At 45.1% G+C, this 21,651-nt stretch carries 15 protein-coding genes and 4 tRNA genes; 10 read left to right on the forward strand and 9 right to left on the reverse strand.

Going from position 1 to position 21,651, the window contains the following annotated elements:
* Window positions 1–117: 117 nt before the first annotated feature.
* The gene (hcaR, locus tag ABEF84_RS13515; RefSeq protein ID WP_347454674.1) at window positions 118–1,026 is read left to right on the forward strand and encodes a DNA-binding transcriptional regulator HcaR; all 909 of its coding nucleotides are present in this window, start codon (window positions 118–120) and stop codon (window positions 1,024–1,026) included.
* Between the two features lie 387 nt (window positions 1,027–1,413).
* Here hcaR and ABEF84_RS13520 read toward each other — a convergent pair whose 3' ends face one another.
* From ABEF84_RS13520 to ABEF84_RS13550, 7 genes are all read right to left on the reverse strand, one after another.
* A complete protein-coding gene (locus tag ABEF84_RS13520; RefSeq protein WP_347453216.1) occupies window positions 1,414–2,274 on the reverse strand; it encodes an alpha/beta hydrolase in 861 nt (286 codons plus the stop codon).
* 281 nt (window positions 2,275–2,555) lie between these two features.
* The gene (locus ABEF84_RS13525) at window positions 2,556–3,842 is read right to left on the reverse strand and encodes an OprD family outer membrane porin (RefSeq protein WP_034582870.1); all 1,287 of its coding nucleotides are present in this window, start codon (window positions 3,840–3,842) and stop codon (window positions 2,556–2,558) included.
* A gap of 493 nt (window positions 3,843–4,335) precedes the next feature.
* Complete coding sequence (gene dmpG / locus ABEF84_RS13530) at window positions 4,336–5,355, reverse strand: 4-hydroxy-2-oxovalerate aldolase (RefSeq protein ID WP_347473695.1); 1,020 nt, start codon at window positions 5,353–5,355, stop codon at window positions 4,336–4,338.
* 11 nt (window positions 5,356–5,366) lie between these two features.
* The gene (locus tag ABEF84_RS13535) at window positions 5,367–6,263 is read right to left on the reverse strand and encodes an acetaldehyde dehydrogenase (acetylating) (RefSeq protein WP_034587926.1); all 897 of its coding nucleotides are present in this window, start codon (window positions 6,261–6,263) and stop codon (window positions 5,367–5,369) included.
* A 22-nt stretch (window positions 6,264–6,285) separates the two neighbouring features.
* Window positions 6,286–7,083, reverse strand: coding sequence for a 2-keto-4-pentenoate hydratase (locus tag ABEF84_RS13540; RefSeq protein WP_034587924.1), 798 nt, complete (start codon window positions 7,081–7,083; stop codon window positions 6,286–6,288).
* A gap of 409 nt (window positions 7,084–7,492) precedes the next feature.
* Complete coding sequence (locus tag ABEF84_RS13545) at window positions 7,493–8,161, reverse strand: HAD-IA family hydrolase (protein WP_347454673.1); 669 nt, start codon at window positions 8,159–8,161, stop codon at window positions 7,493–7,495.
* 319 nt (window positions 8,162–8,480) lie between these two features.
* Window positions 8,481–9,419 carry an RluA family pseudouridine synthase gene (locus tag ABEF84_RS13550; RefSeq protein ID WP_034587919.1) on the reverse strand — a complete coding sequence of 313 codons (939 nt, stop codon included), beginning with the start codon at window positions 9,417–9,419 and terminating at the stop codon, window positions 8,481–8,483.
* Between the two features lie 775 nt (window positions 9,420–10,194).
* Between ABEF84_RS13550 and ABEF84_RS13555 the strand changes: the two genes are divergently transcribed.
* From ABEF84_RS13555 to ABEF84_RS13580, 6 genes are all read left to right on the forward strand, one after another.
* A complete protein-coding gene (locus ABEF84_RS13555) occupies window positions 10,195–13,596 on the forward strand; it encodes an Rne/Rng family ribonuclease (RefSeq protein WP_034587917.1) in 3,402 nt (1,133 codons plus the stop codon).
* A 172-nt stretch (window positions 13,597–13,768) separates the two neighbouring features.
* The gene (locus ABEF84_RS13560; RefSeq protein WP_347453218.1) at window positions 13,769–15,610 is read left to right on the forward strand and encodes a long-chain-acyl-CoA synthetase; all 1,842 of its coding nucleotides are present in this window, start codon (window positions 13,769–13,771) and stop codon (window positions 15,608–15,610) included.
* 131 nt (window positions 15,611–15,741) lie between these two features.
* Window positions 15,742–15,817 (forward strand) — tRNA-Lys (locus ABEF84_RS13565).
* 21 nt (window positions 15,818–15,838) lie between these two features.
* A tRNA-Lys gene (locus ABEF84_RS13570) sits at window positions 15,839–15,914 on the forward strand.
* Between the two features lie 57 nt (window positions 15,915–15,971).
* Window positions 15,972–16,047 (forward strand) — tRNA-Lys (locus ABEF84_RS13575).
* Between the two features lie 222 nt (window positions 16,048–16,269).
* Window positions 16,270–16,345, forward strand: a tRNA-Lys gene (locus ABEF84_RS13580).
* Between the two features lie 95 nt (window positions 16,346–16,440).
* On the opposite strand, the gene ABEF84_RS13585 is transcribed toward ABEF84_RS13580, so the two are convergent.
* Entirely contained in the window at window positions 16,441–17,121 is a 681-nt protein-coding gene (locus ABEF84_RS13585; protein WP_347453219.1) for a hypothetical protein, read from the reverse strand.
* Between the two features lie 235 nt (window positions 17,122–17,356).
* On the opposite strand from ABEF84_RS13585, the gene ABEF84_RS13590 reads away from it, so the two are divergent.
* The 3 genes from ABEF84_RS13590 to ABEF84_RS13600 all read left to right on the forward strand — a co-directional run bounded on the left by ABEF84_RS13590 (window position 17,357) and on the right by ABEF84_RS13600 (window position 20,122).
* On the forward strand, window positions 17,357–17,626 hold the full coding sequence (locus ABEF84_RS13590) for a PspC domain-containing protein (protein ID WP_034587912.1): 270 nt from the start codon (window positions 17,357–17,359) through the stop codon (window positions 17,624–17,626).
* A 213-nt stretch (window positions 17,627–17,839) separates the two neighbouring features.
* A complete protein-coding gene (locus ABEF84_RS13595; RefSeq protein WP_034587911.1) occupies window positions 17,840–18,625 on the forward strand; it encodes a TSUP family transporter in 786 nt (261 codons plus the stop codon).
* Between the two features lie 84 nt (window positions 18,626–18,709).
* On the forward strand, window positions 18,710–20,122 hold the full coding sequence (locus ABEF84_RS13600; RefSeq protein ID WP_347453220.1) for a DASS family sodium-coupled anion symporter: 1,413 nt from the start codon (window positions 18,710–18,712) through the stop codon (window positions 20,120–20,122).
* Window positions 20,123–20,181: 59 nt separating this feature from the next.
* On the opposite strand, the gene ABEF84_RS13605 is transcribed toward ABEF84_RS13600, so the two are convergent.
* Complete coding sequence (locus tag ABEF84_RS13605; RefSeq protein WP_347453221.1) at window positions 20,182–21,291, reverse strand: HPP family protein; 1,110 nt, start codon at window positions 21,289–21,291, stop codon at window positions 20,182–20,184.
* Window positions 21,292–21,651: the final 360 nt, after the last annotated feature.

Raw genomic sequence — 21,651 nt, forward strand, 5'->3', positions numbered from 1 at the left:
GACACATACATTTACTTTCTGAATATCAAAATAATCTTCACCATATAGTTGTTTATAGACTATACTGCAAGAAAATTATAGTAATACATTTTTTGGATTACTCGGCGGGCTAGTTATATGGAATTACGACATCTTCGTTACTTTATTACCGTTGCTGAAGAATTGAACTTCAGTAAGGCGGCTCTCAAACTTTATACGGCGCAACCTTCTCTCAGTCAGCAAATCAAGGATTTGGAAGAAGATGTCGGTGTAAAACTGCTGCACCGCACCAAACGTAAAGTTGAACTCACCGAAGAAGGTGCCGTTTTCCTTGAGCAGGCACGTCTAACGCTGGCACAAGCGGATAAAGCCATTGCCATGGCCCGTCAGGTCTCTCAGGCCAAGCAGCAGATGCTGCGGATCGGCTTTGTACCTGTGGCAGAAATGAAGATTTTCCCTTATGTACTGCCAAATCTGCGTGTCCAGAATCCGGATCTGAAAATTGAGCTACTCAGCTTAAACAACACTGAGCAGATGAAATTACTGAAAAAAGGTGAGCTGGATCTGACCTTTACCCGTCATAACTTCAATAGCGATGAGATCGAAAGCCAGTTTGTGCTGCGCGAACCGCTGATTTTCATTCTACCTAAAGATCATCCGCTGGCGAAATATGACCGTATTCCGGTAAAAGCGCTGAATGGCATTGATTTTATTATTCCTTCTGCAGAACAGTCGCTAACCCTGCACAATGCTATCCTCGACTTTGCCAAAGCCCATGGCATCGAATTCAATATTGTGCAAAAAGCAGACAATATTCTGTTTAACATCAACTCGATCGGCATTGGTTTGGGTTGTACCATCCTGCCAGGCTATATCGTACCACTGACCATGAATAACACCGTTATTCGACCTTTGGATGTAGAGCTGCCTTATCTGGACCTTTATGTCAGTTACCGCAAAGACAGCAAGTCTGTCGGTGTACAAAAATTCCTTGAATTACTGACACGTGTGTTCTATCTGGATATTAACCGCAACGAACAGGCCTAAGCCTTTAGGCGAAGACCAGCGCGCTTTCTGAACCATTCAGAAGCGCGTTTTTTATTTTTCATGATTTAATTGATCATTTTTTAATCACAAATATTTACTCGGATTTCCTATCTGCCATGCTTCTCGCAGCAATCGCGACATCAAAAAAAACTATTAATCTGACAAAATTGATCAATTATCACCCAAATACCCCTACCATTTACAACTTAAGTCTAATACGGTTTTTTGGACTGAAATAAAGGATTTAGACGCTAAAAATATTGTGTAAATTAGGTTTAAATCTAAATCAGGATTGAATGAAAATCGTCCGCATTTTACCTCCGGAATGACATCTTTTAGATATAAAAAAAGGATGACCGAAGCCATCCTTTTTAGACGAGATACGACTTATTTTACGCCGCGAGCCGCCAGGTAATCTTTGATCACAGTGTTGAATTCTTCTGCTTTCTCAACCTGAGACCAGTGACCACATTGGCTGAAAATGTGTGCATCAGCATTTGGTACGATGTTCAGGATATCCCATGTACGAGAAACCGGAATGACCACGTCCTGAGTACCGTGGATCAGCAGTACAGGTACAGTGATGTCTTTCATTTTTTCGAAGTCGAGTGGGAATTCGAAACGGTCACGGTCACGTGCGCCAACTACGTCCATCAGACGGTCAGAAGCATAATCGTTTTTCGCAGAGTCAAAACGTACTTTTACCAACTCATCAGTGATCAGGTCTTTGTTCACCACGAACATAGACAGGGTTTTCTTGATGCCTTCTTCAGTCAGAACAGGGTTTGCGTGTGCTTTCAGTGCCGCAGTCTGTTTTGCACCACCAGTACCCATAGACACAATACCCAGAACACGTTCAGGATAATCCAGTGCCATCTGGAATGCTAACCAGCCACCCAGTGAGTTACCCACTAACCAGGTTTTCTCGATACCCAGTGCGTCCAGCGTACGCACTGCATGGTCAACCCAAGCACGGATACCGTATTTGGTGCCAGGTGCAACAACAGTTTGACCATAACCGATGGTATCAATCGCGATACAACGCGCTTGCTCACCGATTGAAGGCAGGTTTAACCACCAGTTTGCAGCAGCAGATACGCCAGTACCAGAACCGTGCAGGAATAGAATAGGTGTACCCTCGCCCACTTCGTGGTAGTGAGTCAACTCACCTTCTGCAGTTTCAATCCATTTATCTTCTAAGCCAAAGAATGGATCTGTTTTATAATCAGGGATTTGAACAGTACTCATGTTGATTCCTCGTACAGTCTTTAGCTTGCGTGTCCATCTATTCAGAGGTCGACGTCAAGTTGACTCATTAAAAAATAACTTTTTACGCCCTTATATTAACCGCTCAGGGCGAGTCAACTGATACAAAATTACGATTGCATACTATAAAAAACTTATAATTTAAATTATTGTTTTATATGAATATTTAACAAATAAAACCTTATAAAAACTCAGGATTTAGACAGCAAAAATACAACAAAAAAGAGCGGAGCTTACGCCCCGCCTTTTTCGCATTCTAAATTTTAGAATTTATAGGTATAGGTTGTTGCAACACGATGTTCTTGTAAATCCGCAAAACCCGGTACATTGCGATAATCCACATCGATAAACATGTACTGGAAGCCTAAACCTTTCAGCTTACCTTCAGGTACCACATAATTTACGATCAGGTTGTTCTCGTCTTCTTTGCCACGTGTACCATTACCATTTTTGATATTCCAGCCATCATAATGACGTACAGTTGCAGTCAGACCCGGCGCACCTACATCCTTAAAGTCATAGGTATAGCCCAAGCTCCAAGATTTTTCATCCTGACGGATAAAGCTTGCTACAGACCAGTTGGCTAAATAAGGCTGTGGAACCCAACCCGATAAAGTTGGGAAAAACGGAGCCTGATCTCCATGCTCACCAAACATCTGTTGATAGCCAGCATCTACAGTATGATTACCGTGTGTCCACGCACCTTTTAATGAAAGTGCTTGGCTATCGATATCTCCGTACAGGGCATCACCTGACTCGCGGTTATCAAAATAACGCACATGAGTCGCAATCTTGTTGCTGTCATCTAACTTTTTATTGTATGCCACACCAAGATAGTTTTGACGGTAGATATTGGTCACATCACCATAAAAGTAGCTTAAGCCCAACTCAGGTGTAGCTTGGTAATCAATACCTGCGACATACATACCATCGCTATCACCAGATTTAAGCTGTTTGGTTTCTGTATTTAAAGCATTTGGCCATAATTTAAAATCATGTGCCTGATTTTCATAACGGGCATTAATACTATCCAGATAACCCAATGTGATTTTAGTTTTATCAATATCTTTAGATTCTAACCAAACACCATTATAAGTGGTTAGCAGTTGACGTGACGGGTCAAAGTGCACGACTGGTGTAGCCGGTAGAATTTCACCAACACGCAGTTCAGTTTCAGAAACTTTCGCTTTTAACGTAGCGCCTACTCGACCGAAGTCACGTGCCTGTTTACCATTTTCAAATGGCAGAATGTAATCATCATCACCACGATCACCACTTAAACGTACTGCATGTTGAACCAGTACATCTACGCCTACCTTCACCGGACCGATATCTGCATAACCCGATTTAGCGTCTAAAGTTACACCTTGTGACCAGCTACCAAAGTCCTGAGTTTTAGTTTTGTCTGATTGATCAATTTGACGATCTAAATAGAAATTACGTAATTTCAGCTGAACATTACTGTCGTCAATCAAATCAGCCTGAGCAGCTGTTGTTCCTAAAGTCGCTGTTGCAGCAATGATTGCTATCCATAAATTATGACGACGCATTTTCTTTGTCCTTAACCAACATAAGAAGTGATGGCAGCATCATGCTAAACAATGACTTGCTTTAAAATCCGACCACAGTATTACGATTTTTGTACAAATTAAGCTTCTAAATTTAAAGAGATATTTTTTTCATTTTTTTAATATTTTTGAAATCTTAGAGATTTTTTCAGATTTGACTGATTAACGAAAATAACCCTTTGTTCTGTATTTCAAATTCTTTATAAAAATGCAATTTCTTCATCAAAATACCAATTTTTAATCGTTTTCATGTTTAAGACTTTCTATGATACTAAAAAACTATAATTTGTATTTATAAAAAATATTATAAGTATTTAATACAGGAGATTTATTGTGCAATTCAAATATTTATTTTTAACAGCATAAATGTGCAATAAATAACTTGAGCTCTTATTTTGTTGTTTAAATATTTTTAAATTTAAAGCATAAAAAAAAGCGCCCTTTCGGACGCTTTTTTAAACTTAGCTTTTAACTATTAAGCTTGCAGCTCTTTAGCTTTTGCCATAGTTAGTGCCAAGTCTTCAATCATATCTTCCTGACCACCAACGGTGCCACGACGACCAAGCTCAAGCAGAATTTCACGAGCAGATACGCCATATTTTGCTTCAGCACGTTTAGCAAATAGCAGGAATGAAGAGTAAACACCAGCATAACCTAAAGTTGCTGCATCACGGTCCGCACGGATCTGGTGAGTTATCATTGGGATGATCAGATCTTCTGCAACGTCTTGAACTTTGAACAGGTCCACGCCAGTTTCGATTTGCATACGGTTTGCAACTGCCACAAACAACTCAAGTGGAGTGTTACCTGCACCAGCCCCCAGGCCAGCAGATGCCAAGTCAACACGTGTTGCACCGGCTTGAACTGCAGCAACAGAGTTGGCAACACCCATACCTAAGTTATGGTGACCGTGGAAACCGATTTCGATGTCTGAACCTAGGTTGCCACGCAAGATACCAACACGGTCAGTTACGTCTTGAGGCAGCATATAACCTGCAGAGTCAGTCACATAGATACAGTTAGCGCCGTAAGACACCATTTTTTGTGCTTCTTCAAGCAGTTTTTCTGGAGAAGCCATGTGCGCCATCATCAGAAAGCCCACAGTGTCCATACCCAGTTTACGAGCAGCAGTAATATGTTGTTCAGAAACATCCGCTTCAGTAGAGTGAGTCGCAACACGGATGGTTGCTACACCTACATCATGTGCCATTTTCAGGTGATCAACAGTACCAATACCAGGAAGTAAAAGTGCAGACACTTTGGCTTGTTTAAGGTTTGGAATCACCGCTTTTAAATATTCTTCGTCAGTCGCTGCTGCGAAACCATAGTTCACAGAGTTACCGCCAAGACCGTCACCGTGAGTGACCTCAATTAAAGGCACACCGGCATCATCCAAAGCAGTTGCGATTGCAACCATTTGCTCAGGTGTAGTTTGATGGCGCATTGGATGCATACCATCACGTAAAGTCATATCATTAATAATAATCTTAGACATGAAGGTGCTCCTTAAGCTTCAACTGCATTTAAAACACGTTCTGCAAACATTTCTGCGGTACGTGCAGCTGCTGCAGTCATAATGTCGAGGTTACCTGCATATTTCGGCAGGAAGTCACCCAGACCTTCAACTTCAAGGAAGATCGATACGCGGTTGCCATCAAATACTGGACCATTGACCAGCTTGTAACCTGGTACGTATTTTTGAACTTCTTTGATCATCGCGTATACAGATTCAGTGATCGCTGCCTGATCTGGCTCACCTTCTACTAGACAGTGAACAGTGTCACGCATCATCAGTGGTGGCTCAGCCGGGTTAATGATGATGATCGCTTTACCTTGTTTCGCACCGCCGACTTTCTCAATCGCACCTGCAGTCGTACGAGTGAATTCATCGATATTTTTACGCGTACCTGGACCTACAGACTTAGTCGATACAGTCGCGATGATTTCGCCATAGTTCACAGGCTGAACGCGAGAAATTGCTGCAACCATAGGAATTGTTGCCTGACCACCACAAGTCACCATGTTTACGTTTGGCACTTCGCCTTGTTCAAGCAATGCTTCAAGGTTCACTGGCGGTACGCAGTAAGGACCGATTGCAGCTGGAGTCAAGTCGATCATTAACACGCCAAGCTCGTTCAGCTTACGGCTGTTTTCAGCGTGTACATAAGCGGAAGTTGCATCAAATGCGATTTTGATGTCATCTTCAACTACGTGAGGAAGCAGACCATCTACACCTTCAGCAGTGGTTTTTAGGCCCATTTTCGCTGCACGCGCCAGACCTTCAGAAGTTGGGTCAATACCCACCATCCATACTGGTTCTAACCATTCGCTACGTTGCAGTTTATAAAGCAAGTCAGTACCAATGTTACCTGGACCGATCAATGCACATTTAATCTTTTTCATGAATGTACTCTCTTATATTCCCTTATTCAGCAGCAAAAGCAGCTGTTACAGAACCGAAGCCTTCAATTTCAACTTTAAATTCGTCGCCTGGTTGTGCGACAACCATTGGACCCAAAGCACCAGTCAGGATGATGTCGCCTTTCAGCAATGGACGGCCACGACGTACCATTTCGTCTGCCAGCCACACAGCAGCGTTTAATGGGTTTGCCAGACATGCTTTACCCACGCCTTGAGAAACCACTTCGTCGCCACGTGTCATGACCATCTTGCAGTTCACAAGATCAAGGTTTTTCAGTTTGACAGGCTTAGAGCCCAGAACGAATGCAGCAGAAGATGCATTATCAGCCACAGTATCGATCAAGCTGATTTTCCAGTTTTCGATACGGCTATCGACCACTTCTACCGCAGGCAATGCATAATCAGTTGCACTGATAATGTCTGCATACGTGTGTTTTGCTTTGGTTAAGTCTTCTTTGATCACCAATGCAATTTCTGCTTCAACTTTCGGTTGAATCAATAGACCTGCAGGAATCGCTTCACCATCACCATAGGCCATATCGGCAAATAACATACCGAAGTCAGGTTGGTCTACACCGAGTTGCGCTTGAACAACTTTAGATGTCAAACCGATTTTACGACCGACCAAACGGCGACCTTCAGACAATGCACGCTCTGTATTTACTTCCTGAACGGCGTATGCGATATCCACGTCAGCACTTTCACCACCAAGTTGTGGACGGATCGGTGCGATCGCAGTTTTTGATAATTCAGCGCTACGTAATGCTTGTGCAACTGATTCAACAACAGCAGAATTCGACATCAATGTTTCCTTAAACTGCAAAAATGAGGCTTATGCTGAAATCCAGAAATAGACCTCAACAAACCGCGATACGAGCATCTGCAATTTGGGAAATAGACCTATCCTGAAAAGAGCATAAAAATAAACAGTCTAAGAATGGGAAAATTAGGAAACGAATGCCAATAGTTATTTTATTTTTTGCTATAGCTATTAACTATAAATATTTATTATATTAATTGAATAAAAACAGTGATTTATTTATTTTCTCCAGAAAAATTCCGAGTGAAATCATCAACAATATTCTTGGTTTAATTTGGTCAAGTTTGCAGCATTAGACTAAAAGATGAGACTAAAAGCACGAATTTAACCCAGTTACAGGCATTCCCGGTTACTAGAATACCTGTTTCTTAATGAAAAGCAGAATACCAGATTAAATCGCTTCCTTCCATTGGACTTTAGCCAATAAAAACTCATGCAAACTGCTGACATCATTCACAATCGACAGCGGATTAAACTGCGCCAAAGTCTCTGGCGTATGCACGCCATAAGCCACACCAACACTTGGCATGGCAATATTCATGGCCATTTCCAGGTCATAAGAGGTATCCCCCACCATAATCGCTTCATGCGCATTTACTCCAGTTTCAGCCAGAATTTCTTCCAGCATTAGTGGATGCGGTTTGGAACGGGTTTCACTGGCTGCACGGGTGGCATGAAATAGCTCTAAACTATTTGTCTGCTTTAGCACTCGGTCTAAACCTTTACGGCTTTTCCCCGTTGCCACCGCCAGCTTAATCCCTTCACCTTTTAAGCTATATAGCATGTCTGACACGCCATCGAACCAGGCATCATTCACCGAGTTTGCCACATAGTGTTCTGAATAGGCTTGCAGAATATCCGCATGTAATTCTGGCACAGTTGGAAACAAACGCTGTGCCACTTCAGGCAGACCCAGCCCGATAATGCTCTTCGCATCTGCATCGGTCAGCGGTTGCTGAAACTGCTGCGCAGCAAACTGTAGGCTCGACACGATCTGACCCACTGAATCAAATAAAGTGCCATCCCAATCAAAAATGACCAGTTTTATAGGTGAATTCATATAAGGTTCCTAGTATTTGATTCAGTGTCTGTAAGCCCTCTTCTTCTAGGAGAGGGTTTAGGAGAGGTGAGTTAACTTAATTCACTACCACAATTAACGTCAGTGAGCAGCTGTTTCTGCATAGGTATTATCTACTTTTCAAGGATGAAAAGTAGCAAAAAATCCTTTGTTACGCTGATGGTACATCCCTATACCACAGCGTAACGGCGACATCCCTGTCGCCTTTCACGCATTTCAAATGCAGATATCATTTACTACCGCAACTTTTCCTCTCCTGAGAGGAGACTTGCACAGCAGTGCGACTCAAGGAGAGAGTTTTTTAATCCGGCTTCTGCGCTCTTAACTGCGCCACCAGACTCTGCATATCTTCCGGCAATGGTGCTTCAATCACTGGATAACCCGGAATTTCCAGACGCATTGCATGCAGACACAAACGACGTGGTTTCGGTCCATTGTATTCAGTCTGGTGACCGTATTTTTCATCCCCAACTAACGGGTGACCAATACTCAAACCATGCACACGAATCTGGTGGGTACGACCAGACAGCGGAGAGGCATACACCAGTGTCGCATGCATAAACCGCTCTGCCACATTCCACTGGGTTTTAGACTCTTTGCCTTCTTTAGAGACACGGACACGACGTTCACCATTAGACAATTCGTAACGGTGTAAAGGTGCATCAATCAGTTGCTTGTCCAGCGTCACCTGACCTTTGACAATGGCAGCATAGGTTTTACGGATTTTGTGTTCACGTAGCATATCTTGTAGCGTTTTTAAGGTACTACGCTTTTTCGAGATCATCACCAGACCGGAAGTATCACGGTCAATGCGGTGAATCAACTCCAGATATTTTTTACCAGTTGCTGCACGCAGGCCTTCGATCAGACCATAAGCCACACCGCTACCACCATGAACGGCAATTCCCGATGGCTTATTCACCACCATCAAACCTTCATCTTCATACACCACACGCGCCAAAAGGCCTTGTGCCACTTTGTCAGACACTGGCGCAGCAGACTCATCTTTTTGTTCATAACGGATGGGGGCAACACGAATCTGGTCACCAATATTCAGTTTGGTTTCTGCCTTAATCCGTTTTTTGTTAACGCGAACCTGGCCTTCACGGATCAAACGATAGATGCGGCTTTTGGGTACACCTTTCAGACGACTAAACAGGAAATTATCGATTCGCTGTCCGTCTTGGTGTTCATCCACCTCAAACCACGTGACGTTTTGCCATTGTTGCGTAGAATTCATACAGTTACTATGACCTAAAAATTGATTGAAATTGATTAAATATTGATCACTTAGGCTATGCTTTACACAAGAAACATAAGCTTAGCCCATAGGCAGATGATGCAAGGTTTGATATAGTCAGCGCACGGAAACCATCGTTTGTGAGTGAAAGTGAGTGACTGCCAGGTCTAATTCTGTGCATGATCATTCAATTAAAGCCTCACATAATACGGGAAGGTCCCAAAAGAATTATGCCGACGCCGAAGGCTTATTATATCGGCAAAAAAGCAAACTGTTGCGTTTAATTGTACCTCGGGTACATAAATCAGTTTGCCGGAAAAAATATGCTGCCAACTTTGTTGGCTTTTAAACGTAAACTGATACACATCAGATTAGTCGCACCCTGGAAAACGACTTCAGGCTACAGCGTCTGATGCATTGGATCTGCACAGTTTGTAAAGATACGACGATAATTCCGTATCAAGACACTCTATCTACAAAGAAGAGATGCTCTTCGAGCAATGTGACAGTGAAAGTTACTCACATCCAATGCACCGCTCGTCCGCCAGTGAAGCGTTCAGGTGACTTTAATCGTTTAAAGATTGAAGCCGTATTGCCATCATCAATACGTGAATCAAAAAACCGAAGCTGATCTATATCAAAATAGACGCCGGGAATAAAAGACTCAGACCACGATGCCAAAACATTTGCGATCTGAGCCATTGATCCGTGATGTTTGATGTTCGCTACGTGAATAGCGATTTTTTGGTGTGTATCACTATAAGGTGTTACACCCATGAAACGTATGTTGATTAATGCAACACATGCCGAAGAAATTCGCGTTGCACTTGTCACTGGTCAGCGTCTTTACGATTTCGATTTAGAAAATCGTACCCGTGAACAAAAAAAATCGAATATCTATAAAGGTCACGTCACTCGCGTAGAACCTTCTTTGGAAGCAGTATTCGTTGAATACGGTGCAGGCCGCCAAGGCTTCCTTTCAATGCGAGAAATCGCAAGCTCTTATTTCAAGGCAGATCCTCGCCAGACTTCAAATATCCGTGAACTGATTACTGAAGGCACAGAACTTCTGGTTCAGGTTGAAAAAGAAGAACGTGGCAACAAAGGTGCTGCTCTTTCTACTTTCATCTCACTTGCTGGTCGTTATCTGGTCTTGATGCCAAACAACCCGAAAGGTGGTGGTATCAGCCGTCAGATTTCCGGTTCAGTGCGTGAAGAACTGAAAGAAATGCTGGCGTCTTTAAACGTACCACGTGGTATGAGCGTGATCGTACGTACTGCAGGTATTGGCCGTACGCAAGAAGAATTGCAACTTGACTTGCAACATCTGCTAGACCTTTGGGCGCAAATCCAAAGCACGGCTAACTCTGGTCCATCACCAATGCTGGTACATCAGGAAGCAGGTGTGGTGACTCGTGCCATCCGTGACTATTTACGTGATGATGTTGCTGAAATCCTGATTGACTCTGAACAAGCTTACAACGAAGCCTATAACTTCGTAAAAGCGGTCATGCCACGCCAGTTAGACAAGCTGAAAACCTATACTTTAAATGAGCCTTTATTCGCTCACTTTGGTATCGAAAGCCAGATTCAAACTGCTTATGAACGTGAAGTAAAACTACCTTCTGGCGGTTCGATCGTGATTGACCAGACTGAAGCATTGGTTTCAATCGACATCAACTCAGCAAAATCAACCCGTGGTCAGGACGTTGAAGACACCGCGCTGAACACCAACCTTGAAGCTGCAGAAGAAATTGCACGCCAGTTACGTTTACGTGATATCGGTGGCTTGGTGGTGATCGACTTTATCGACATGACCAAAGACCGCAACCAGCGTATGGTAGAAGCGAAACTGCGTGAAGCAACGCAAAGCGACCGTGCACGGATCCAGTTCGGCCAGCTGTCACGTTTCGGCCTGATGGAAATGAGCCGTCAACGTCTGCGTCCTTCACTTGAAGAAGCAACTGGCTATGTTTGCCCACGTTGTCATGGTACCGGTATGGTTCGTGACCTGCGTTCTCTATCCCTTTCAATCATGCGTAAAGTGGAAGAAATTGCCCTGCGTGAACGTCATGGTGAAGTTCAGGTTGAAGTACCAGTAGAAATCGCGGCATTCCTGCTCAATGAAAAACGTCACAGCCTAGTATATCTGGAACAGACTTCCAATGTTCGTGTGACTGTACTGCCTCACCCTCACTTAGAAACTCCACATTACGAGATTTCTTATAACCCAGAAGGCTTTGCACCAACCAGTTATGAACGCACTGAAGCAACCCGTTCAAGCGAAAAAGAGTTGGGCTACGAAGCTTCTGAATGGCATCTGGAAGAAGAACAGCACGCACTTGCTATTGCATCGGCTCCAGCACAACCGCAAAACGGCAAAAACAACAAACGCCGCAATAACCAGAATGCACAGCAGGCACCTGCTGCAGCACAACCAGCACCTGCACAAGCTGCTACTGCTCCAACTGCCAGCCCATGTGCATGGCTAGAAAACCTGTTTGTACAAAAACAGGCAACCACAATTGATCAATCCCGTACTGCAAACAATGCCGCAGCAGCGATTGAACAGATGGTCAACAGCGGCGCAGTAAGTCGTGGTCAGTTCGGTCAGGTTGCTGCACCTACAGCAGCAGCGCCAGTCCAGGCAGCTCCAGCAGTCGCACCTGCAGCGGCTAGCAATGCTTATCTGGCACCATCGACTGTAGTCCACAAACCTGAACGTGATCAGACTGAAAAAGCTGAACATGAGAAATCACAACGCAACAAGAAACAGCGTAACAAGCACAAAGAGCCACGTGATTCTCAGCAGCACGACAATGCACAACATCAGGTGCATGAAGAAGTGGTTCAGTTGTCTCGCCAGGAACAACGCCAGGAAGCACGTGAAAATAAACAACGTGGTTCTCGCCGTCAGCACCATAACGAGTCTGCACAACAAGGTGATAATCAGGGCAATGAGCAACAGCAAAATGTGCCACGTCGTGACCGCCGTAACCAGCCACGTCCAGAACGTCCAAATCGCCACCGCGATCAAAGCGTGCTGAACGAGCAAGCTGCTGCGCCAGCGCCAGTGGTTGAAGCTCCGGTCGTGAATGAACAGCAAGTGCGTGTCGAACTTGTTGATGCACCGCGTCAGGAAGTAACTGCAACTGCGATGGTCGTGAACATTGACCAGGGTCAAAGCGAAATCGTGGCACTGAACGGTACTGCACCTGTGGTTGCTGCTCCAGCTGAAACTGCACCTGAAAAGGCGCCAGCGGTAGCTACCATGGCAGCAGAACTGGAACAGAAAACTGAAGCGGTTGAACTGACTGAACCACCTGCTCCAGCGGCTGCACTTGAACAGGCAGCGCCGAAAGCTGCGGAAAAAACCCGTGCCAGCAATGACCCACGTCAACGTCGTCGTGACCGTCGTGCCGCACAAGGTCAGCAGGCTCAGGTTGAACAAGTGCGTCCAAGTCAGGTACCAACCCTTGGTCAATACACTGTCGGCACGCTGATCCGTCATGTTTACGGTGAAGACTGCTCAGTGCTGATCGAACAGTTCGGCCTGATGGCAACCTTCAACCGTGCACTGGACAAGTTCACTCAACAGTACAACGAAAGCCTTGCGGCTCAAGCAGTTGTTGAGAAGAAACCCGTAACGCGTGATGTAGAAGTAGCGAAAGCTCAGCCTGAACCAGAGCCAGCTCCGGTACTGGATCTGACTCCACCTAAACCTGTAGCAACCAAACGTGTAGCGAATGATCCACGTGAACGTCGTCGTCTGGCAAAACTTGCTGCAGAACAAGCACTTGAGCAGGCTAAACAGGCAGCTCAACAAACTGAAGAAAAAGCTGAAGCACAAGCTGAACAGCCGCTAGCTGAACCGGCTGCAGAAGCTCAAGCAGTTGCAGCAGAGCCTGCTGAAACTGTAGAGGCGCTGAAGACTGAACAGGTAGCTGAAGCTCCTGCACAGCTAGAATTGGCTGAACAGGCTGAACCAGCAACTGCGGAAGCTGAGCAATCAACAGCAGAAGCAGCGCCAGTTGCAGAAGAAAATGCAGCTGAAACAGCTAAGCCAAAGGCTGAAACAGTGGAAGCAGCACCAGCGAAAGCTGAGAAATCGCCTGCCCGCCCACGTCGTCCACGTGGTCGTCCACCGAAAAAAGCCAATACTGCAACTGAATCATAATTTGCCGAATTGCAGTGAACTAAAAAAACCTAGTCATTCCGGTGGCTAGGTTTTTTTTGCTAGATTCTGTCAAATTAGGTTGATTACTCTTGGAATCAACGATTAAAAATACAATGGACAGTTACTGCATATTTATTGCGCGTATCGGATACGTAGAAGAAATAGGATTACCATGAGCCAAACCACACAACATGATCTGATTGGTATTGCTGATGTCGCTGCCAAAATCCCTGCTTTCCTGAAAAAAGTACCGAACCTGGTAAATGGACTGAAACAGGCCTATTTACGTACCCCGAATACTCCTGCCGGTCTGGGCCTGGCGTTTGAAAAAGCGGTGCAGCGTAATCCGGACGGGATTGCTCTGCACTTTGAAGACCAGCGTTTTAGCTATTCAGAACTGAATGGCTGGGCCAACCAGATTGCGCATTACTACCTGTCGCTCGGCGCAAAAAAAGGTGATGTGGTTGCGGTGATGGTCGAGAACCGTCCGGAAATGGTCGCCAGCGTGATTGGTCTGGCCAAACTTGGTGTCACCATTGCCCTGCTCAACACCTCTCAAGTCGGTAAAGTACTATCCCATAGCATTAATCTGGTTAAACCGATTGCTGTGATTGTTGGTGAAGAATGCCGTCATGCAGTTGAAGAAATTCGTAATGACCTGAATATTGCCGCTGACCGCTTCCAATGGTTTGCAGATCAGCCGACCCGACAAGATGTTGGCACTGCACCCGAAGGTTTTGTCAATCTGGCCGAAGTGATTGACAGCTTCCCGAAATTCAATCCATCGACCACCCACACTGTGCAAGGTAAGGATGGCCTGTTCTATATCTATACTTCAGGTACCACAGGCCTGCCTAAAGCGGTGATCTTCACCAATAGCCGCTGGACACTGGCTTATGGGACTTATGGTCATGTGCTGAATCTGGGACCAGATGACGTGATGTACTGCACCCTGCCGCTCTATCACGCGACTGGTATGGTGGTGTGCTGGTGTGGCGTGATTGCCGGTGCCGGTACTTTTGCCATTCGCCGTAAATTCTCGACTTCTTCCTTCTGGAAAGACGTGAAAAAATTCGATGCCTCTGCCATCGGCTATGTTGGTGAACTATGCCGCTACCTGATGGATGCGCCACCATCTGAGCTGGAAAAAGGCCACCGCGTCAAAAAGATGATCGGGAATGGCATGCGTCCAAATATCTGGGATAAGTTCAAGGAACGCTTTGGCATTGAAGAAGTGCTGGAACTGTATGCTTCTAGTGAAGGCAACGTTGGCTTCAGTAATGTATTCAACTTTGACAACACCGTCGGTTTCTCACCAACGCCGTATGCGATCATTGAATTCGATAAGGATAAAAACGAGCCAATCCGTGATGCCAAAGGCCGCTGCAAACGCGTCAAAAAAGGCGAAACTGGTCTGTTAATAGGTAAAATTACCCGTCGTTCACCATTTGATGGCTATACCGACCCGGAAAAAAACAAGTCCGTGATCATGAAAGACGTGTTCTGCAAAGGCGATGCCTATTTCAACACCGGAGACCTGGTGCGTGATATCGGTTTCCGCCACGCTCAGTTTGTCGATCGTCTCGGTGATACTTTTCGCTGGAAAGGCGAGAATGTTTCGACAACCGAAGTGGAAAACATGCTAACCGAGTACGACAAGATCGTGGAAGCCGTGGTTTATGGTGTGGAAATTCCCAATACCAATGGCCGTGCCGGTATGGCTGCGATTACTTTGAAGCCAGATACGCAGTTGAACGAGGCTGATCTGAAAGAAATGCTAAGCTGTTTCAAGAAATGCCTGCCCGCTTATGCAGTCCCGGTATTCCTGCGGGTACAGAAACAGGTTGAGACCACTGGTACCTTTAAATACCAGAAAAATAAACTGAAAGAGCAAGCATTTGATCCAAGCAAAACCGATGAGCGCCTGCTGGTCTGGCTGCCAGGAACCGATGCCTATACCGATGTAACTCCTGAGATCTTTGCCAATATCCAGGCCTATCAATATCGTTTCTAAACGCTGAAGTTGCCTATTTTTTGTGTACATAAATTCAAATTGTTGTATTTATAATCAAACATGGGCAACTTTGTTATTTTTTACTTGCGCTGATTTCATATCTTGCTACAATACGCTCCATCAAATGATATGGGTCGTTAGCTCAGTTGGTAGAGCAGCGGACTTTTAATCCGTTGGTCCCGCGTTCGAGTCGCGGACGACCCACCATTAAATTTGATATCCCTTGATGGGCCGTTAGCTCAGTTGGTAGAGCAGTGGACTTTTAATCCATTGGTCCCGCGTTCGAGTCGCGGACGGCCCACCATCATTTCTAAAAACTCTTTTTAGAAATTTCAATCAAAGCTACTTTGATTATCCGAATGGGTCGTTAGCTCAGTTGGTAGAGCAGCGGACTTTTAATCCGTTGGTCCCGCGTTCGAGTCGCGGACGACCCACCATTCTTTCTTAGGGCTTCTTTCTTCCAGTCTGCGAAGATAACGAAACCTGCATATTCCGACCAAGACAACAAACCATTCCCGGTTTTGTATTGCCATTCTCGAAATTTTGCTTACCGATTGCAAACCTACAGTACTTGAATGTACTGTGAAAAAGTCTTAGATTTTTTCTTGTGGTCGGGTGAAATTTTAAAGCTTTGCTTTAAGTTCACTAATCCTTACTCAGGGTTGTTAGCTCAGTTGGTAGAGCAGTAGACTCTTAATCTATTGGTCGTGGGTTCGAACCCCACACAACCCACCAAGATTATTTGATTGATTTAAAACAAATATTTTTTATACTTTCTAATAATTCTTATTTTAGCTTTTTAATTTTTATCAATATTCCCATCTCACCCTTTAAGGCAAAGTATTCCTCACATCTTTGGTCAGCTGATACGAAATTCGTAGCAGTTTGTAATGCATTTCCATCAGTTCCTGCTGGTTTTCTTGCTGGGTTTTCGCAATATTCATCACCAAGGTGGTGTCATCTTTGACATCGTAATACAGCACCAGTCCTTCTTTGCGGTAAACCTTCAATTCCTTCAGGCTTGGGTTCATTTCCCAACGGTCTTTGGTATAGGTTGAATTGGGTGCTTCAACCTTATTCTGGAAAGTAAACACCTTGCCATGCTGCAGGATGCTGCGATACACGGTGCCATCCTGAGCCAAAGTCAGCACAAAAATCGCCTTGCCACCACTACACGGAGAGAAACCGTCATTACAGGACACTTCGGTATAATAACGCCCGACAAAATCCTTGGCATAATCCGGCACAGGTCCAACTGTTGAATCATTCCGCAAAGGCATGGTCGCTTGACCGGCAATATCGGTAAGTTTTTTGGCTGCCGCACTTTCAGATGTCATCTCCTGATTGGCCATCGATACCGGCACACCTTCTTTCGGAATCAAGGCCAGATCAGCATCGCTAATCGGCTTCCCGGAATGCTTTTCACATCCGGCAACGGTCAGCATGCTGAGCAGCGCAGCACTGGACACGTAGCTCAGCACTTTCACTCCATTTAAAAGCTTAAATTTCATTTAATTTCAACCAGATTACATACTTGCAGATGTTTTTATAAAGTGATGGACATAACGTTATTATTGAATTACAGTCCCCTCGGCTTCATGTTAATGATTTATGGAAAAATACTTAATCGCCCTTTACATAACTTTACCAATAAACTGAATTCAGACACTTTAAAAAGCAGAATGAATCTCCATATTTATTTAAGAACATTGTTGTTCTTTCTTCCCAAGTTTTAAGGAGACCTGGATGGCCAATACTGGTTTATATCGCTCTAACCGCTCAAACATGATTGCTGGTGTAATGGGTGGTATTGCTGAACGTTTTGGTTGGAATGCAAATTTATTGCGCGTGATTTTCGTGCTGATATCCGTTATGAGCGCGGCCTTTCCAGGGATTCTGGTGTATCTGGTGTTGTGGCTGGTGATCCCTAAAAAACAGGAAATGGTTGAACATACCCCCTATCAATCCATGGGGTATCAGCGACCAATCCGGGATATCAACAAAGATCCGCTGTAAGTTACTCTTAAAGGAAGTTGATTGAAGTTTATTCTTAATCAAAGTTAGTCCGTTTACCCCTTTTCTGCTGTGGCATTTCCCCTAATGACCACAGCATTTTTTTGCCTGTTTTTTGGGAAACCTATCAGATTGTTAAATTATTTCTTCAGGCTTTGCCAAAAGCCTGTTTTATCGATAAGTTAAATAAAACACCAAGTAAAAAATGGATTCAGGATGAGTCAAGCAGAATGGATTGTGTTGTGCCTGTGTGCCCTTGCCGCGCTATTGCATGGCTTGAGCGGTTTCGGCTTTCCAATGCTGAGCACAGCAGTACTGTCAACACAATATTCTTTAAACCTGGCGGTGACACTGGTAATTCTGCCCTGCCTGATGCTCAACTTGCTGATGCTGAATTCAGATTCAGAGCATAGCCTGCTGCAAAGCATTCGCCATTATCTGAAATTGTACTGGCCGCTGATTTTAAGCAGTCTGCTGGGCAGTTTGCTGGGTGTCCAACTGCTGCTGTGGCTGAATGAAGGCTATTTGAAACTGTTGCTGGGTCTGGTCATTCTTTTTTATGTTCTGGATCAGCTACGGGATAAATCCTTTAAAACCAGTCCCCATGTGATCAGCATGTTATGTTTTGGTCTGCTTGCCGGAGTGATTGGTGGTGCCACCAATGCCATGGCCCCCTTCCTGATGATGTATCTGCTTAGCTGCCAGCTCAGCAAAACCGATATTGTGATTATCAGCAACCTGAACTTTATTGCCAGCAAACTGATCCAGTTATTGCTGCTATTTCCCATTCTGGTTCAGATCAACCCGCAACAGCAGTCCCTGCTACTGGGCATTACAATTTTTGCCCTGTTCGGAGTCTGGATCGGCAGCAAAATCCGGCATCGCCTGTCCCAACATCATTTCAAGCTCCTGATTCTCAGTCTACTGATGGTGCTGGGCGTGGAGACCCTTTGGCAAAGCGTCGGCCTATTACAACATTCGAACAATTTATTTTTGCCGTGATCTACTTCCTCTGCACTGAAAAGCCTATATAGTAGCAATATATTCTTAATAAAAATTAGCTAGATAACACTACGGAGGGTGCTTATGACAAGCCCAAACCTCGCCACTCCCACCGATGCCATACCCAAGGGGCTTGTCAAAGGATGGGTGCTGATTATTATCGCCGCCATTGTCTCCTTTGGCCTGTACCAGATTTTGCCCTATGACCAGAATGCCAATAAAGGTCTGGCCCTGCTGTGCTTCATTGGCATCCTTTGGCTAACCGAAGCGATTCATATCACCATTACCGCCCTACTTGTGCCGATCCTGGCCGTGATTCTGGCCATGCCCATGGCCAAAGGGGATGAACTGGTACCGATCACCACACAGGCTGCATTGACCACCTTTGCAGACCCAACCATCTTCCTGTTCTTTGGTGGTTTTGCGCTTGCGTCGGCACTGCATATCCAGAAGCTGGACCGAAAAATCGCCATGTGGATTATCTCGATGTCTGGTGGTCACTTGGGTGCTGCCGTACTGGCGATCTTCATTGTGACTGCTGCACTGTCGATGTGGATTTCCAATACCGCCACCGCAGCCATGATGTTACCGCTAGCCCTGGGCTTACTCAGCCATCTGGATGAAGAAAAAGACCGCAAAACCTTTGTCTTTATTCTGCTGGGGATTGCCTACTCCGCCAGTATTGGTGGTCTGGGCACTATCGTGGGTTCACCGCCAAATGCGATTGCTGCCAAGGCTTTAGACTATACCTTCGCAGACTGGATGAAAATCGGCTTGCCAATGATGTTCATCATCCTGCCTGCCATGCTGGTCAGCCTGTATCTGGTGCTACGTCCGAAGCTGAATCATAAAGTAAATTTTGTCACTGAAGACATTCCATGGAATCGCACCCGTATTGCGACGATGGTGCTGTTTATCTGTACTGCACTGGCCTGGATTTTCAGTAAAAAGCTGACTGAAAACTTTGGCATCAGCCAGCCAGATACTTGGATCGCGATTCTGGCCGCCTGTATGGTGGTGATTCTAGGTACAGCCACCTGGAAACAGGTGGCAGACAATACCGACTGGGGCGTGCTGTTCCTGTTTGGTGGTGGTCTGACCTTAAGTGCGGTTCTAAAAGATTCCGGCAGCTCGCTGGTACTGGGTCAAACCCTGGCCAATGCCTTTGGTGATGCTTCCCCTCTGCTCATTATCTTTGTCGTGGCAGCCTTCATTATCTTCCTGACCGAATTTACCAGTAACACGGCTTCTGCTGCCCTGCTGGTACCAGTTTTCGCGGCCATTGCCGACCAGATGGGGATGCCGAAGGAAATTCTGGTGATCGTGATTGGTATTGGTGCTTCCTGTGCCTTCATGCTGCCTGTGGCTACACCACCAAATGCGATTGTGTTTGGTTCCGGTCATATCCGGCAGTCTGAAATGATGAAGGTGGGTGTCGTGCTGAATATCATGTGCGTATTCATCGTTTCACTGTTTATTTACTGGTTCTTCCTGTAACTTCAGCGCATAAAAAAGCACGCCACGGCGTGCTTTTTTATTTTGGGAATCAGTCCAGATCAGGCACTCAACTTAAATGCATTCAGCTCCTGATGCAGCGCAGCAATCATATCGGCACGGCTGATAATGCCCACGACTCTCTCTTCACTCAGTACCGGGATATAGTTAAATGAGCGTTCTACAAAATACGGCACCAGATCCTTGATTGGCTGGTTTGGCTGCACTGTTACCACCTTGCGGCTCATGATATGCCCCACTTCAGATTCCCAGCCGCTACGGATATCACTGGCCCGCTGGAACCATTCCACCACCTGATACATGGCCAGCGTGCCGACCAGTTTTTTCTCGGCATTGATCACCGGCAGACTCATCAGGTTCATCTGTCTGAATTTGGCTAGAGCATGCTGAATATCATTAGTTTCCTGCAGGCTCACCACATCCTTACTCATAATGTCCTGACACAGGAACGGGCTATCGGCACGTTCGCTGGCCTTGCTCTGCGCTTCCAGAATGATTTTTTGCAGGTCATATTCACTGATATCCAGTAACTGGGTCTGCTGATCCAGCACCGCCTGAATATCCTGTGGCTGAATGGTGACTTTCTGGGTTGGTGTCGGGTCTTTGGAACGGGTATTGATCTGGATCTGCTGCGGATAGGCCTTCCCCAGCATCCGGTTAAACACAATCGCCACGACCATCAACAATACCGAGTTCAGCAAGACCGGATAGAACACAAAGGCATAACCCAGCTCATGCACGGCATCGCCACCCAGCACTGCGGTAATCGCTACCGCACCACTTGGTGGATGCAGCGAATCTGTGCTCAGCATCAGGATAATCGCAATCGATACGGCAAAACTGAATGCCAGTGTTAAGCTTGGGAATAGCAAAGTACAAGTCACCCCGACAATCGCGGCAATGGTATTCCCGACCACCATATTCCACGGCTGTGCCAATGGACTGGCAGGTACAGCAAACAGCAGTACCGATGAAGCTCCCATCGGCGCAATATACCAGGCTTGAAAATCACCCAGCACCCACCAGCTGATCAGGGACGAAAGTGCCAGACCAATCAGTGCACCAAGGCCACACAGGAGTCGGTCTTTGACAGGAAGAATCTTAAAATTCGGCTTAAGGCTGAGTAGCCATTCTGAAGAGCTATGAAACACGGTTGGCCTGAATTGTTGTTTTGGGGAGTCGCGGCATTATAAAACTCTCCACCTTAAAGATGTATTAATTTTACATCTTTAAATAATCATTTTTTTGCTTATAAAAATGTAAGTTTTTAATTCATTTAAAGAAATTAAATCAAAATAAAGAGCAAAAAATATTCATTTTTTCTATCTTATTCATTGCAATCTTTTTATTAGATGAAAAATTTTCATGAGACCGACCCATTTTCAAAGAATCACAATGTAATTTATGACTGTATTCATCCACTGTCGTGCATTTATCTTATTCTCGATAAAAACTGCCGAACAGCGGTTTAACCTTTGCCACTCCCCCTTAAAATCCTTATAATTGAGCGC

The sequence above is a fragment of the Acinetobacter sp. ANC 7912 genome, assembly GCF_039862785.1.
GTDB classification, from domain to species: Bacteria; Pseudomonadota; Gammaproteobacteria; order Pseudomonadales; family Moraxellaceae; genus Acinetobacter; species Acinetobacter thermotolerans.